12 protein-coding genes, 1 tRNA gene, 1 pseudogene and 1 riboswitch are annotated in these 14,930 nt (G+C 35.5%); of the genes and pseudogenes, 10 read left to right on the top strand and 4 right to left on the bottom strand.

Features of this window, described 5'->3' with window-relative positions:
* Positions 1-11 precede the first annotated feature (11 nt).
* From DCC35_RS19850 to DCC35_RS20780, 5 genes and pseudogenes are all read left to right on the top strand, one after another.
* Positions 12-596 carry a hypothetical protein gene (locus tag DCC35_RS19850; protein WP_137092453.1) on the top strand — a complete coding sequence of 195 codons (585 nt, stop codon included), beginning with the start codon at positions 12-14 and terminating at the stop codon, positions 594-596.
* Positions 597-635: 39 nt separating this feature from the next.
* A complete protein-coding gene (locus tag DCC35_RS19845; protein ID WP_137092452.1) occupies positions 636-1,118 on the top strand; it encodes a hypothetical protein in 483 nt (160 codons plus the stop codon).
* 82 nt (positions 1,119-1,200) lie between these two features.
* Positions 1,201-1,275 (top strand) — tRNA-Pro (locus tag DCC35_RS19840).
* A gap of 964 nt (positions 1,276-2,239) precedes the next feature.
* Positions 2,240-3,460: pseudogene (locus tag DCC35_RS19835) on the top strand (IS4 family transposase); the annotation flags it as partial.
* A gap of 67 nt (positions 3,461-3,527) precedes the next feature.
* Entirely contained in the window at positions 3,528-3,677 is a 150-nt protein-coding gene (locus DCC35_RS20780; RefSeq protein WP_175402881.1) for a hypothetical protein, read from the top strand.
* Positions 3,678-3,692: 15 nt separating this feature from the next.
* On the opposite strand, the gene DCC35_RS19830 is transcribed toward DCC35_RS20780, so the two are convergent.
* Both DCC35_RS19830 and DCC35_RS19825 read right to left on the bottom strand, forming a co-directional pair.
* Positions 3,693-5,159, bottom strand: coding sequence for a lipopolysaccharide biosynthesis protein (locus DCC35_RS19830; RefSeq protein ID WP_137092450.1), 1,467 nt, complete (start codon positions 5,157-5,159; stop codon positions 3,693-3,695).
* Positions 5,160-5,250: 91 nt separating this feature from the next.
* Positions 5,251-7,035 (bottom strand): serine hydrolase, encoded by a 1,785-nt coding sequence (locus tag DCC35_RS19825; protein WP_137092449.1) that lies wholly within the window; start codon positions 7,033-7,035, stop codon positions 5,251-5,253.
* A 223-nt stretch (positions 7,036-7,258) separates the two neighbouring features.
* Between DCC35_RS19825 and DCC35_RS21650 the strand changes: the two genes are divergently transcribed.
* The 5 genes from DCC35_RS21650 to DCC35_RS19805 all read left to right on the top strand — a co-directional run bounded on the left by DCC35_RS21650 (position 7,259) and on the right by DCC35_RS19805 (position 12,985).
* On the top strand, positions 7,259-7,387 hold the full coding sequence (locus DCC35_RS21650) for a hypothetical protein (protein WP_262710363.1): 129 nt from the start codon (positions 7,259-7,261) through the stop codon (positions 7,385-7,387).
* The gene (locus DCC35_RS19820; protein ID WP_137092448.1) at positions 7,377-7,871 is read left to right on the top strand and encodes a DUF5034 domain-containing protein; all 495 of its coding nucleotides are present in this window, start codon (positions 7,377-7,379) and stop codon (positions 7,869-7,871) included. The genes DCC35_RS21650 and DCC35_RS19820 overlap by 11 nt, the downstream gene beginning before the upstream one ends.
* A gap of 300 nt (positions 7,872-8,171) precedes the next feature.
* The gene (locus tag DCC35_RS19815; RefSeq protein ID WP_137092447.1) at positions 8,172-9,263 is read left to right on the top strand and encodes a chorismate mutase; all 1,092 of its coding nucleotides are present in this window, start codon (positions 8,172-8,174) and stop codon (positions 9,261-9,263) included.
* Positions 9,264-9,372: 109 nt separating this feature from the next.
* Positions 9,373-9,474: riboswitch (SAM riboswitch) on the top strand.
* A gap of 107 nt (positions 9,475-9,581) precedes the next feature.
* Complete coding sequence (locus DCC35_RS19810; RefSeq protein WP_137092446.1) at positions 9,582-12,449, top strand: aspartate kinase; 2,868 nt, start codon at positions 9,582-9,584, stop codon at positions 12,447-12,449.
* On the top strand, positions 12,446-12,985 hold the full coding sequence (locus DCC35_RS19805; protein WP_175402880.1) for a homoserine dehydrogenase family protein: 540 nt from the start codon (positions 12,446-12,448) through the stop codon (positions 12,983-12,985). The genes DCC35_RS19810 and DCC35_RS19805 overlap by 4 nt, the downstream gene beginning before the upstream one ends.
* A 29-nt stretch (positions 12,986-13,014) precedes the next feature.
* Here the strand turns inward: DCC35_RS19805 and DCC35_RS19800 are convergent, their stop codons facing one another.
* Positions 13,015-13,797, bottom strand: a complete 783-nt coding sequence (locus DCC35_RS19800) for a response regulator transcription factor (RefSeq protein ID WP_137092444.1) — start codon at positions 13,795-13,797, stop codon at positions 13,015-13,017.
* 234 nt (positions 13,798-14,031) lie between these two features.
* Positions 14,032-14,808 (bottom strand): helix-turn-helix domain-containing protein, encoded by a 777-nt coding sequence (locus tag DCC35_RS19795; protein ID WP_137092443.1) that lies wholly within the window; start codon positions 14,806-14,808, stop codon positions 14,032-14,034.
* Between the last annotated feature and the right edge of the window lie 122 nt (positions 14,809-14,930).

The following is a 14,930-nucleotide window of genomic DNA, read 5'->3' as shown; positions in this document are numbered from 1 at the left end:
GATTGATAAAAATGGAATATAAGACCCTGATCAGGGGATTTATTCTCGTTACCTTGATAATATTTCCATTTACTTTTTTACCTGTAATTTTTAAGGATGGAGATTTATTTAATATGTTGATCCAAAGAATTCCATCCTCTTTATTATACTCGGTATTGTTTTCCTTATTTCTGGTTAGTGCCGCTGTTGCTCATAATTGGTCAAATTTAAGAGCGAGATTAAAATACTTTTCAACACCGGCTTTTTCACAATTAGGGTTTGAATTTCAATTGGAGGGTCAGGGAAGTCTTGTTCAGGATCTATCTCCAAGTTTAAGCGGTGAATATCAAAATATGCACTTTAAAGTGGATATACATTTTGATCTTGATGATGACAAAAAAAATAAGATTTTAATTATTCCAATAGTACCCTTTCAACAAGACGTAAGAGAGACTTTTGTTTTTCAGCGATTAAAGAAGGAGTTTAAAATAATTGAAAACGGAAATATTCTTGCAGTAACGTTGCCGCTGGATGAGAGAAAGTTGAATGATCCTTATTTCCTTTCCAAAAATTTAACATTGATATCTAATTTATTGAGGAGGTATCTCGAATTGTAATTTATTTAAGAGAAAGATTGATTAAAAATATTCAAATCTATGGATTCTGTATTTAAGAAAATGAATTTAAAAGATCACAATGAGGTCTTTGTAATTGATGCCCCGGAAAGTTTCAATGCAAATATTCAAAGACTTCCATCTAAGATTAAAGTCTATAGGAATATAGATAATGCAGAAGAAATAGAATTCATTGTCATTTTTGTAACTCTGAAAGAGCAGATTGATGCTTCTTTTTCACAGATAAAAAGTCGTTTAGCGGGAGATGCTTTAGTGTGGTATTGCTATCCTAAAGGAAGCAGTAAGAAATATAAATGCGATTTTAATCGGGACAATGGCTGGCAGGTTTTAGGTGATGCCGGATTGGAGCCTGTACGGATGGTAGCTATAGATGAAGACTGGAGTGCGTTGAGGTTCAGGAAGGTAGAGTATGTCAAAAAGATGACCAGAAGGAAAAGTATGGCGATGAGTAAAGAGGGGAAAATTAAAACTAAAGGTGGTGTGAATAAAAATCTGAAAAAATAATTAAATAAGGCGTGCGAAAAAAAATAAACATCCTATATTTGCACCCCGTTAAAGATACCAAAAGGGTAGATTAAAAAATTTTCGGGGTGTAGCGTAGCCCGGTTATCGCGCCTCGTTTGGGACGAGGAGGTCGCAGGTTCGAATCCTGCCACCCCGACAATGAAAACCCAGCACTTTTGTGCTGGGTTTTGTTGTTTATAGCAGACTAGCCAAGCTCGCTTGAGCTAGGAGGTTATAAACAACAAAACAATTCCGCGATAGCGGGATGGGTTTTCATTAGCACCGACCCCAGACCAGGATCACCGTTAGGTAATCCTGCCAAATAATCATCTAAACGGTCCAAGCGCGACGCTTGAACCAGAATACAGATGATCCATCGAAATCGACTCCACACTCGCTCTTCGTTCTCTTTACTGTTTTTTTGGTCACCGTTAGGTAATCCTAGATGTCTGAATTGAAAATACTGATATGCGTTAGCATCGTCAGTGCTAGGATTAATAGGATGGAAGGATGATAGGATTGCTTTATTAAACTGAAGCTACTTTTATCTTAAAGATCACCGCTAGGTAATCCTGCCATAAATAAAAAAGCTGTTTAATCTGTTTCGTGGAGACACGAACCAGGGCATCATTGGAGTAATAAGCCAAGCTTGCTTGATCTTGACTGGTATAAACAACAAAACTAGCCCCCGATAGGGGGTGGGTTTTCATTAGCACCGCCCCAAAACTCAGGATCACCGTTAGGTAATCCTGCCAATTTATCATTATAAATGGTCCAAGCGCGACGCTTGAACCAGGGGCAGTAGATTATGATGGATCAATATTATATGATACCAAGCTTGCTTGATCTTGACTGGCATAAACAACAAAACTAGCCCCCGATAGGGGGTGGGTTTTCATTAGCACCGCCCCAGACCAGGATCACCGTTAGGTAATCCTGCCTTAATTTAATTGAATGTTTAATCTGTTTCGTGGAGACACCATAGCCGTCAACCTAAGCAAAAAAAGCATGGGAAAACAAACGAAAAACACTTTTAACAAGAAGAATCAAGGATTTTTCTAATTATGTTCACAAGCTTGTATCCAGCGAACAACTTGAAGCGATAGCAAAAAAAAACAGGTTTTAAGCAGCGGACATCTACGATAACTCCAGAGTCCTTTTTAAACACTGTATTTTTCTCAAACTCCAGAAGTTGCCCAACGCTCAGTGACTACAGTATTTCTATGGAATACAACACTTCAAAGAGTATTTCCAAGCAAGCCTTTGATAAGCGTTTTAACAACAGGACCAAAGCCATGTTGCTTCAATTACTACAAGAAGTGATTGCTTCACAAATCAGTCGGAAAAGTATCTATTCTCGTTCTTTATTTAGTGAGATTCGAATAATGGATAGTTCTGAGTTTAGAGTGACTAAAAACTTAGCTGATTCTTTCCCTGGATATGGTGGTTCTGGAACTGATGCGGTAGCCCAGGTACAACTCGAATATGAATTACTAAGAGGAAAAGTAACAGAATTGTCTTTAGGATCTGCTTTAGACTCTGATGTGACAGCTGGTAGAAAACAACTAGACCAAATACCTCCCAATGCATTGCTACTTCGTGACTTAGGATACAACTCTCCAAAGGTTTTAGAAGAGATAAGTCAACGAGATATATACTTTGTAAGTAGAGCAAAAGCTCAATGGTCAATGTTTATCAAACATGATGGTGAATTAAAAAAACTTACCATTCAGGACATCAGAAATAAACTTACTTCTCAAAAAGAAAAATATCTTGATCTTGAAATTTTTCTAGGGAGTAAGATCTTAATGCCTGTCAGACTAATAGCCAATCTACTTACTGAAGAGCAAAGGCAAGTTCGAATAAAGAAGAAACGATCCAAAAGAGGAGCTTTAAGTAAGTTAGCAGAGGAAAGCAGTGGATTAAACCTATTTGTAACCAACATCGAAAAAGACAAATGTTCAGCAAAAAGTGTTTATGAGTTATATACTCTTCGCTGGCAAATAGAACTTATTTTCAAGACCTGGAAAAGTATTCTCCAATTACACAAGATCCATGCTATGAATGCAGTCAGGTTAGAGTGCGTAATTCTAATTAAGTTTATATGGGTAATGCTCAACTGGTCTATTTTGAAGTTATTCGAAGAAACTAGTCGAAAAGAGATTAGCCTTCATAAGTTTACACGAACTATGGTAGATAGATCAACCACTTTAAATTTGAGCTTACTTCAAGATCCGGAATCCTTTTATAAATGGCTGATGAAGTTGAATAAAATAACGCGTAAACACCACGAAAAAGAATATAAAAAAGGAAGTAAATTAATAGCTGAAATACTAATTTAACTGCTTGCTATTCAAGTGTTTAATTGCGATATTGTTAATAACAAAAACGGTCAGCCATTCCGTAATAATGGCAATAAAAAAATCATGGAAAATAAAATTTAGCCATGACTACATGGCTATGAATCAGGCTGAAATTACTCTTAGGTTGACGGCTATGGTGGAGACACGAACCAGGGCATCGGATTTACAAGGCCCAAGGTACGGTCTTAAAATGTGAATAAATCAGAGCTATTTATTGAGAGAATCGGCTGATTAGTTTATTGACCCATTGATTATAGGCATGAACTAATTTTAACTGATAAACAACGAAAAGTGACAATCCAATTGCCAGTCCAATTTTAAAAATCAGAGTGATCCATAAATTATTGAATTCCGGAATTAGATATACTACCAGGTAAATAAGGTTTAATGATAAGAAGAGCTTTAGATACCCGATATCAAAAGGTAGAATTTTAAATTTCTTATAAATAAATATAAGTTTTACAGCATTAAATAATGTTACAGCAATCAGTGAAGCAATAGCAACTCCTACGATACCATAGCTTGTTTGTGTCAAAACATATAGATTTAAAGCTATATTTACTACTACAAGACTTAAAACTGATACAATATTGAATCTGTAATACTTTGAATAGGTAATTATTTCGGTATTCAACCCAGTCCCCATGTTGATCAACATATTAATCGATAATATGTAAATCACCGAAGCTGAATCCATAAGTTCTTTACCACTTGGTAGTAATTGAAAAAAGAGCTTGATCCCAATAATGATACAGCCTACCATAATGAAACCTATAAAAAAAAGAATCTTAGCCGTTTCAGTATATTTGACATTTAATGTATCAATATCATTGTTCTTCACTAATGCTGAAATTTTAGGAGCATATATCGTGAATATTCCAATTGCAGGAACACTAATCGCTGATGACAGGTTTACTGCAATTTTATATGAACCGTTATCCTGAAAATCCAGAAAAAGCGGGATCATCAATCCATCAAGTCTGAAAGCAAGAAAAGATCCCCAGCTTACAAGGAATGAATAAAATACATAAACAAAATACTCCCTTCTTTCGACTTGCTCAAAGAGCCCTTTAGTATTAAATCTGATCGATAGGTCAGACTTTTTATATACATATAAAGAACTTAAAGTGAAGACCAATAAATAGGATATAATAAAAAAGATCAAACCTGATGTTTCATTGAAAACCTCGATGATAACCAGGATAAATATTAATAGAAGACTGATTTTAGGGATGATTTTCTCAAAAAGAGTTGGGATAGCAATTTTTTGAATTGTTGCAGCCTGCTTTTTAAATACTTCCAGAGCAGCCAGAGCTATTGCAATTGGGAAAGAGTAATAGATATATTTATATTTTCCACTATCAATGAATAAATCTCCCAAAAGAATAAGAATACCTATTCCAAGGGAGATGATGAGTATATTTTTTAGGCTAAAGCTAAAAAGTTTTGATTTATTGTCTTTTGTAAGGGTCGGGTAAAAATGAATTATAGCATGGCTACCTCCAAATACCAGAATGGGTATTAATATTTGAGCAGCACTGTCAATAAACCCTACCTTCCCGTATAAATCTTTATAATAGGGATATATAAAAATGGTAGAAAATATCCCGATTACAGTGCCGAGGTAATTTATTATTGTAAACCAAAAAGTCTGTATTTGAGCTTTATCGCTTTTCATTATTATCAGCCAATGCCCTTGTCAATTAGCTTAAAAATTAATTATGTCAATAATCGGGGCAATATAAAAAAACGCATTCACAACCTTGCGATTAATTGCTTGCCTTTTGTTCAAAAGGAATATAGTTCTCCCATTCCCAGGGAGTATACGTGTCTTTTAAAGTTGCCTCAAGCAGTTCTTTGAAAATACTATTTCCATTTTCGCTATTGGTCATTATCAGTATTCCTTTACCGGCTTCTGGAAATATCACCGAATGGTGTATAAACCCACTACCGTGCCCTTCCTTGAAAGCAGCTTTACCATAAGGAGTAAAAAATATACCCCAGCCAAGTCCATAACTCAATTTGATGTCATCATTGTATGAGCCAGTTTGTTTAGAAAGCGGGCCAAACTGTTTCAAAGTTCTGATTCTTACTTGCGGTTTAAATATTTCCTGCCATGAATTTTCAGATATCAATTTACGTTGAAAAACTGCCGTCATGAATTTGGTGTAATCTTCAAGTGTTGTTTCAAGGGTGCTTGGAGCACGAGGCTCATTGTCTTTATCTTTCTGATAAGGCTGTTCATCTTTGTTATGTCCATAAGCCATGCTTTTTTCAAAAGAGGGTTTAAATTCATAGCTACTATTGGTCATTTGAAGAGGTTCGAATATTATTTCACTAGCTAATTCTTCAAATCCTTTGCCTGTTAGTTTTTCCAACACAACCTGAAGATAGACCATCCCCTCACCTGAGTATAAATAACCCTCACCAGGCTCCTGGGTAACTTTTAGTTTTTGATCAGGAAGGAAAAAGCGCCAATTGGGAAATCCGCTCGTATGAGCTAAACACATTCTGGCAGTGATTTTATGATAAAGAGTGTCATTTTTAAGGTTTGAATAATCATCGTGCCACCTGGTTTGAGGGACATATTCGTAAATCTTTTTATCTAAATAGCTTTCTAAGGGTGTGTCCAGATCAATAAAACCTTCTTCCACTAGCTTCATAGCGATAACAGAGAAAACAGCTTTACTTAAAGAGGCTCCATAGATATTAGAAGAATCAGTTAAAATCAGGCTTTCCTTTTTATTTCGATAACCATGGGCTTTGCTATAAACTGATTTCCCATCATTAAAAATGGTTATTGCCATTCCTGTGACTTTTGCATCAGTCATCAATTGTTTAATCTTTCGATCTAAAGAATCTACAGTAATTTGCGATCCATCAAGCCTGCTAACAGTTTGGGCGTGCGAAGAACAGGAAAAAAAGAATGAAGAAACGATGAGGACAATTGTTGCCATTTTGTTTTTCGCTTTTCTTTTAATAGAAAGAAACGGGATTGAAAGGGGGTAATAGCATTTTCTGTCTTTGATGACCAGGTATATGTTTACACACATTACTATGAAGGTATAAATTAAAACGCCAAAAAACAGAAAGATCATTAATGGAGTGCCTTGCATAATTAAATGTCCAATGAACATCATTCCTGAAAGGGCGAAAAGAAAAACCAGTGTCATTGTCAATTGAAAGTTTAATACCTTACGGCCATGAATATCATATATTTTGTTGTCTTCTCTTTTATGAATCCAGATAAATACCGGAGCCAGGATGTTAAATAGTGGAATGACGGAGCCTAAAAAAGGGGTAGCATGAAGAAGGAGTAGCCATTTTTTTTGTATGTCTTCTTCGCGTGGGTTATTAAGAGGCAAAAGAGTGTCCACATCAATATCCATTGCAACAGCTAGTAATTTTACAGTTTGAAGATGAGGTTCAGTTTCTCCTTTTTCAATTCGCTGAATAGTTCTTACAGTTATATTAGTTCGGTCAGACAATTCTTTTTGTGTAAGCCCTTTAAGTTTTCGTTGGTAGATTAAATTTTTGGATAATGAATTAGTCATTTTTTTTATCATTTTGTTTGATGTAAAAGTAGTCTGTTACATCAGTCTTTTAGACGACATATAGATGTCACCTTGGTGTCATATCTGCGAAAATAGCTTATTTAAGCCATAATTTTGACTTTGACAGGGTCTGGATACAGAAAACGGAATACCTTTGTTTTATCTTAACATTAAATTTAATTGAATTACTTTTAAAGGAATTTTAATTAAACTATCAACTAGAATGAGACATTTTAAAACTATAATCCTTAAAATTTCCGTAATGTCATTTTTTATTTTTGGTATTCCTTCTTGTGATGAGTGTAAAGGTGATGAAGGAGGTACTTTGCAGGTAAGCATTAATGATTTCTAATTCTTCTATTCAGAAGGCAACAGGAGCTGGATTTGAGCAATATCAGGATACCGATACATTAGATGCAGTATATGAATTTGTTCTTATGCAAAGCCTGGACTTAAATGTGAATTTTTTATCAGAGGCTACTTCTTATGGCTTATTTTCAACCACTGCTTATGCTTGCTCCCCATTAGTAAGTTATTCTTTGATGGATTCTGTAAAAAGTGTTGTCATTACTTCAGATAATGATTTTAATAGCGAGTATCCGGCGGGGACTAATCTTGTGGGTTTATTTAATATGTTGGATATCGGTTCTGAAAGAATTCCATTTTCAGCTGATAATCTTAACAATGCCTATTTCTTAGATAATTTTCAAAAGGATCCACTTACATTATATATTACAAAGGCTCCTGGAGAGGCTTCGAAACATGTATTTACGATTGAAATTGAAACCAGCTCAAAAACTTTGAGCTCCACCACCGATGAGGTGATTTTAGAGTAATCCAAACAACCGTTCGTTTAAAAATAAGGGTGTTTAGTAATCAAAAACATAGTGTTTTGCCTTGTAATTTAAAATTTTGATAAAAATATTAGAAATTGTTTGATGGTTAATAATATTTTACTTTATCTTAGTGTCAAATGATTACGAACAGAGCAGCATATATTGGTTACTTCTTTTTCTTTTATTATAGAATAAAAGGGAGGCCATAGTATGTTTTAGTTTATAAATGTATTAACAGAGCCTCCCAATTCCGGGAGGCTTTTTTTATGTCTCAAAATTTTTAATAAAAAAGTCATTCCAATGAAAACGAACGTAATTGAATTATTTAAACAGAAAAGGCCGGTAGTAATTTCAGGGCCATGTAGTGCTGAGAGCGAAGAACAATTATTATCCACGGCAAAGGAACTTGCAGATACTGGTAAGGTGGATATTCTACGCGCTGGAATATGGAAACCACGAACAAGACCAGGAAGCTTTGAAGGTGTAGGTGTAGAAGCTCTAGGATGGATGAAAAAAGCTAAAGAAGAAACCGGTCTTCCCATCTCTGCAGAGGTAGCCAAATTCAGTCATGTATTTGATGCATTAAAACACGATGTAGATGTAATGTGGATCGGTGCTCGAACTACTGTGAATCCATTTTCTGTGCAGGAAATCGCGGATGCTTTAAGAGGAACCGACGCGACTGTATTTGTGAAAAACCCGCTTAATCCTGATATCCAATTGTGGACCGGAGCAATCGAACGTTTACAGGGAGCCGGAATTACAAAAATCGGTTTGATCCATCGTGGATTCGCCCAGCATCAAAAGGTGAAATACCGAAACGAACCTAAATGGCAATTGGCAGTTGAAATGAAACGCAGATTTCCGGATATGCCAATGGTCTGTGATCCGAGCCATATTTGTGGAAACCGCGATTTGCTTCAAGCTGTTTCTCAAAAGGCTCTTGATTTGAATATGGATGGTTTGATGATTGAATCACATATTAACCCTGAAGTGGCTTTAAGTGACAAGGATCAGCAGGTTACACCATCGGTTTTAGATCAGTTACTATCAGATCTTGTAGTGAGGAGTACTTCTGTTGAAGATGCTTCATTCAGAGAAAAATTAGATGTATTGCGTAGCCGCATAGATATGATTGATGAAGATATCATGAAGCTTTTAGGTGACCGAATGAAAACTTCTGAAGAGATCGGCCATGTGAAAAATGATGAGGGAATAACGATCCTGCAACCAAACAGATGGGAGGAAATTATTGAGAAATCATTAGTGAAAGGAGGGATTCACGGCCTTTCAGAGAAATTCATGAAAGCATATTTGAAAATTATTCACCAGGAATCTATTGATCATCAGAATATCGTGATGAATAAAGCCGGTAATAACGTTGTTAAATAAATTGGTGTAAAGAAATAGGGCTTTATATAATAGAAAGATACGTTTTCATTGGATTTTAAAAATAAAGCCTATATTTGCAAGAGTTATTTAGAAATAAGTTCATTTACATAGCTTATCAAGAAAGGTGGAGGGAAAGGCCCGTTGAAACCTTAGCAACCCTTGTTTACAAGAAGGTGCTAATTCCATCCCGGTTTGCCGGGGGAGATAAGTCAAAAGAAGATATTTAAACCTCTTTTGACGTCAGTTGAAAGAGGTTTTTCTTTTTTAGCGCTCTGCATTCCTGATAAGCCCGGTTATAAAAGAAGCAGAAACAGATTTATGAGCGATAAAAAGACAGTGACCTTTAAAGAGCCATTTCTTTTAGAAAACGGTGAATATATCCATGATCTTCAATTAGCATATCATACTTATGGCAAGATCGATGAAGATCAGTCGAATATTATCTGGGTATTTCATGCTATTTCGGGAAGCTCAGATGTAGAAGAATGGTGGCCTAAGCTATTTGGTAAAGGAAACTTTTACGATCCGGAAGAATATTTTATCATCTGTGTCAATTCTATTGGCTCACCATATGGGTCTACCCGTCCCGAAAGTCTTGATTTCCCGCAGTTTAGCATTCGAGATTTGGTAAACTCTTATTTTAAACTCGCTGAAGAATTAAAGATTGATAAAATACATACCATAATCGGTGGGTCGTTTGGAGGAAACCAGGCTCTGGAATTTGGTTATGGGTTTAAAGGTGATATCAGTCATATGGTATTAATCGCCTCTTGTTCGAAAGAATCAGCATGGGGTATTGCTGTTCATGAATCTCAAAGAATGGCCATGCAATCTGATCCAACATTTGGTGCCAAAGATGGTGGTAAAGCAGGTATGAAAGCAGCCCGCTCGATGGCCTTATTGACATACCGAACCTCTGATGCTTTTATTGAAAAACAAACAGACACCGAAGAGAAAGTAGACAATTTTAAATCTTCCAGCTATTTACAATATCAGGGGGAGAAATTTATTAATCGCTTTAATGCCTTAAGTTATTTCTATCTCACCAAATGCCTGGATACTCATAATATAGGCAGGAACCGTGGAGGAGAAATAAAGGCTCTTTCAGAAATAAAAATACCTACTTTGGTAATTGGAATTGATTCTGATTCACTTATCCCTACCAGATTTCAGCAATTTATAGCTGAGCATATTCCGGATGCCATCTACAGGGAAATTAAGTCTGATTACGGTCATGATGGGTTTTTAATAGAGATAGACCAGATAACAGACAGAATTGAATCTTTTTATAAACAGCATGAGCCTGTGAGGAAAGATCAGCGTATTGTGTTGAAGTTCGGAGGGAAGTCATTGCAAAACGGGCCTGTTCTGAAAAATGTCATCGATATAACTAACCACGCTTTTGATCTGTATCCGGTTGCTTTAGTGGTTTCAGCACGGGGTGACAGTACAAACAGGTTATGCAAACTTTACCAGGCTGCAATTAATGGTGATTCTTATGATAAATTATTTAATGATTTTGTGGAGAACCAGCAAATTCCGGGATACGAACTTGATCTCTCACATGAAACAGATGAACTGGCAAATTTGCTGGCAGCCCTGAAAGTGTTGAGGTATAAAGCAACACCAGTAGAGGACAAAATTTTAGCAGTGGGAGAACTGATCAGCGCCAAAGTTATTGCTAATTACTTGAATAAAAATGGATTGAAAGCAATCCCGGTTGATGCGAGGCAATTACTGATAGCCGGACGTCAGGAAGCAGCAGTAAATGTTGACTTTCATAATTCACGGTCAAATGTACAAGAGTTTTTCGGAAGGCTGGATATTGAGACTATTCCTGTGATTACAGGATTTATAGCCAGAGATGTTAACGGTGAAACGGTTACCCTGGGCAGAAACGGCAGTAATTATACTGCAACATTGATTGCCAGTTTTATCAATGCTGTCGAGGTACAAAACTGGACAGATGTTGAAGGGGTTTTCAGCGCAAGTCCGAAATATGTTCCACATGCCATGAAGCTGGAACACATAAGCTACCGGGAAGCCAATGAACTTGCAAATTTTGGTGCCAATGTACTTCATCCAAAAACAATCCAGCCACTTCTTTTCAATAATATTCCATTAAGGATCAAAAGTACCTGGAAGCCTCAGGAAACAGGTACTTTAATTGATAAAACCGGTGCTGAAAAGGGTGTTAAAGCAGTTTCATCGATCGAAGGGGTATCACTGGTAAGCTTAGATGGGAAAGGTATGCTGGGAAAAGTGGGTATCGATGCAAGAATATTTCATTCGTTAAGTAAAAAGGATATAAGCGTAAGATTGATTTCACAGGCATCATCAGAAAGAGGTATTGGATTTGTTGTCGATAGTGAACAGGCAAATGAGGCAGAGCTGATTTTGACAAGAGAATTTCAGAATGAATTAGAATCAGGGGATATTTCATCAATCAGAGTTAATCATGATATGGCGATAATTGCCATAGTAGGCAGACATAATTTTGCACTGGAAAGGGCAATCCAGGGGCTTCGGAAAAATAAAATCTGGATGTATCTGATCAGCAATAGCATTAGTGGTGAGCACATATCACTGGTGATCAGTAATAAAAATATAAAAAAGGCAATGAATGTTGTTCATGCCCAGGTCTTTGGTGCAATTAAAACAATTAATTTGTTCGCCCTGGGTAAAGGAGTAGTGGGAGGAACACTAATCGACCAGGTAGTAAATACCGGAGAAGATCTTGTCACTGAGAGAGGTATGAAAATAAATGTAATTGGAGTAGCCGATTCTAAGAAATATATAGTAGACACTAAAGGGCTGGGTAAAGACTGGAGGGAGAAATTAGCTGATTCAGATAAAAACAATTATCTGCCTTCGATACTAAAAGAACTATTTGAAACGGGACTGGAGAATATAGTAATAGCTGACAATACCTCATCAGAAGAAATAACTGAAGCTTATCCTACAATAGTTAAGCATGGATTTGATATCGTTGCATCTAATAAAAAAGCAAATTCCGGCGATTATGCTTTTTATGTTGAGCTAAGGAGATTGCTTAGAAGGAGATCTAAATTGTTTTATTACGAAGCAAATGTTGGAGCTGGTTTACCGTTGATTGATACATTAAAATACCTGAAACAATCTTCAGACAGTGTCACAAGAATTAGGGGATTTTTAGTGGCTCATTGAGTTATTTATTTAATAATTTTTCAGAAAATCAATCGCTCTTTTCCGAAGTTTTATTAAAAGCAAGAGAGCTGGGCTATACAGAGCCAGATCCTCGTGAAGATCTTGATGGAATGGATGTGGCAAGGAAGTTATTGATTTTGGCGAGAGAGATCGGACTGGAATCAGAAATGGATGACGTTGAGATACAAAACTTAATTCCGGAAGCTCTTCAGAATGAAGACGATTTTGATTCTTTTCTACAGCATAAAGAGGAATTAGATATTCACTATAAAAAGCTAAAATCAAGTTTAAAAGAAAATGAAGTGCTAAGGTATATCGGAGACCTTGATGTTGAAAAGCACCAGTTGAATGTGAAATTGATCAAGGTAGATAAAAATTCACCCCTTGGAGGGATAAAAAATGCTGATTCAATTTTTGAAATATATACATCAGGATATGGTGATCACCCATTGATTATTCAGGGTGCCGGAGCCGGAGCAGAAGTAACTGCGAGAGGTGTTTATACAGATATATTAAAGATCGGTAATCAGTTATAATGTTTTTAATTAATTATTATGAAAAAATATCATTCAATAAGATCAGCCCTTTTAGCTTTACTGTAGGCTTCAACCACATTATTGACATTCATTTTTTTGATAATATTTTTTCGGTGTTTATCAACGGTTTCTTTACTCACGTGTATTTTGTCTGCAATATCTTTACTGGTCATCCCCTTGCCAACATAATTCAAAACTTCAATTTCCCGATCAGTAAGAAATATTTCTATATTGCCAGCCTTATCAGGAGTTTTGAAAATTACATCATATTCATTGTTGTTATTTAAACACATTAAAATTCCTTTTGGCTCGGCCTTCTCACCACTTCCAAGTACAGTCACCTGGCTCAGAAATAAATATGGTATTCCATCATCATTTAATGCTATAGGTATATGACCGTCAGAAATATTAATATACTTTCCGGAGCCGTTTTTGAGCCTGTATTGGAGCTGAAAATTAGCTTTTAACCGTTGGTCTTCAGGTAGTTTTAGCAATTCATTAATAATCTCTCCTACAATGGCATGCCATTTTTTAATTTCTTCCGGGTGAATTCTCGACATAATGTAATTTACTCCTTCTTCATAAAGGTCCTGGAGCTTTAAACCAGTGCAGTATTCAACATTTTTAGTAATAAATTCATATTTCTGTTTAGAAGAATTGGTTATGAATAAAAAGGTCATGCCAATAGGTAAATATTTCTCAGATTCCCTTAAATTCCTGACATGTTTTTGAAGTAACGAAGAATCTACTTCAGGTGTCGCTGATACGATTTCCAGATATTGTTCATAAATGGATTTTCCTTCCTGATTCATTTTGTCGTGTTTATAGATACTTCGTTAATATATAAAATTTTTAATATACCCATTTATGGTAATTGACTACCAATCCCAAGAAATATATTTTTGAATTAAATATGAAAAAAATAGAGCCCTGATTTATAAAGGGTAAAAAAACTCTATGAGTTTCAAGAGCTTTAAGGTGTGAGCAATCACACCTTTTTTAATGCCAGAAGCTTTTCCTGATAAAAAAATATAGAAGATAAATTTTTAAATTTTATCCTTAAGAAGTTTGTCTAATTGTTGTTCTAGTTTTTCGACTCTTTCCTCAAGTCTGCTGGGAGATCGTAATGTAAGGCTAAAAACAGCTTCTGCTTTCCATAATTCAATGATATCTTCTTTTTTAATAGAAGAATTGTCATAGGCAGGATTGTATGGTTTGAATACCATAGTTGATTTCGTTATAGTTTTTAAAGACCTAGAAATAATCTCATCATTGGTTACTACAATATAAAGAGTGTCAGTGTTGAGCTTTGAGTTCTTATCAATTGGAGTACAGAGTATGATGTCTTTGTGATTTAATCCACAGCCTTCATATTCCATTTCGCTACCGGAAATTTGAAAAGCCCTTGTTTTTTTAGATTTGTTTAAGGGGAATTGTATTTCCGGTAAATTGTTAATGAAATCCGCATGATCATAGTTTACTATGTAATTTAAGTGATCACCAATGGTTACCAATGGGGTGGATTTCTGTATAGAATCTTTGTGAGGCTTGTCTACTTTTTTATCTAAAGAACCTTTGAATTCTTTTTTAAACAAGTCAAACTTATAGAGCTCATTAATGGTGAGTTCTTTTGTCAACAATGTATCTATAGAGAGCTTAAAGTATTTTGCAATTTGTATAATAGTTTCTATTTTCGGCTCGGAACGTCCTTCTTCGTAGGCACCTACACTAGGTCTTGCGATGTCAAAGATTTGAGCAAAATCAGCTTGGCTCATTTTTTTGACAACGCGTATTTTTTTGATGTTTTTGCCGATATATGACATATTATTTGTCTTTAGTGTAATTAATTTAGGTAAAACTAAAACTTTTTTTGATAAAAGAGCGTATATATTAATATAATGTTGCTAATTTTATGAGCAACTCTAATAAAAATAGATTTATCAAC

This window comes from Mangrovivirga cuniculi (assembly GCF_005166025.1).
In the GTDB taxonomy this organism is placed as follows: Bacteria; Bacteroidota; Bacteroidia; order Cytophagales; family Cyclobacteriaceae; genus Mangrovivirga; species Mangrovivirga cuniculi.
Note: the sequence above shows the minus strand (reverse complement) of the source record. Positions and strands in the feature narration are given on the sequence as shown.

Coding starts and splice junctions, on each gene's coding strand:
- DCC35_RS19825 (WP_137092449.1), bottom strand. CDS start 7,035: ATGACTAATTCATTATCCAAAAATTTAATCTACCAACGAAAACTTAAA.
- DCC35_RS21650 (WP_262710363.1), top strand. CDS start 7,259: ATGAGACATTTTAAAACTATAATCCTTAAAATTTCCGTAATGTCATTT.
- DCC35_RS19815 (WP_137092447.1), top strand. CDS start 8,172: ATGAAAACGAACGTAATTGAATTATTTAAACAGAAAAGGCCGGTAGTA.
- DCC35_RS19850 (WP_137092453.1), top strand. CDS start 12: ATGGAATATAAGACCCTGATCAGGGGATTTATTCTCGTTACCTTGATA.
- DCC35_RS19795 (WP_137092443.1), bottom strand. CDS start 14,808: ATGTCATATATCGGCAAAAACATCAAAAAAATACGCGTTGTCAAAAAA.
- DCC35_RS19800 (WP_137092444.1), bottom strand. CDS start 13,797: ATGAATCAGGAAGGAAAATCCATTTATGAACAATATCTGGAAATCGTA.
- DCC35_RS19845 (WP_137092452.1), top strand. CDS start 636: ATGGATTCTGTATTTAAGAAAATGAATTTAAAAGATCACAATGAGGTC.
- DCC35_RS19810 (WP_137092446.1), top strand. CDS start 9,582: ATGAGCGATAAAAAGACAGTGACCTTTAAAGAGCCATTTCTTTTAGAA.
- DCC35_RS19830 (WP_137092450.1), bottom strand. CDS start 5,159: ATGAAAAGCGATAAAGCTCAAATACAGACTTTTTGGTTTACAATAATA.
- DCC35_RS20780 (WP_175402881.1), top strand. CDS start 3,528: ATGGCAATAAAAAAATCATGGAAAATAAAATTTAGCCATGACTACATG.
- DCC35_RS19820 (WP_137092448.1), top strand. CDS start 7,377: ATGATTTCTAATTCTTCTATTCAGAAGGCAACAGGAGCTGGATTTGAG.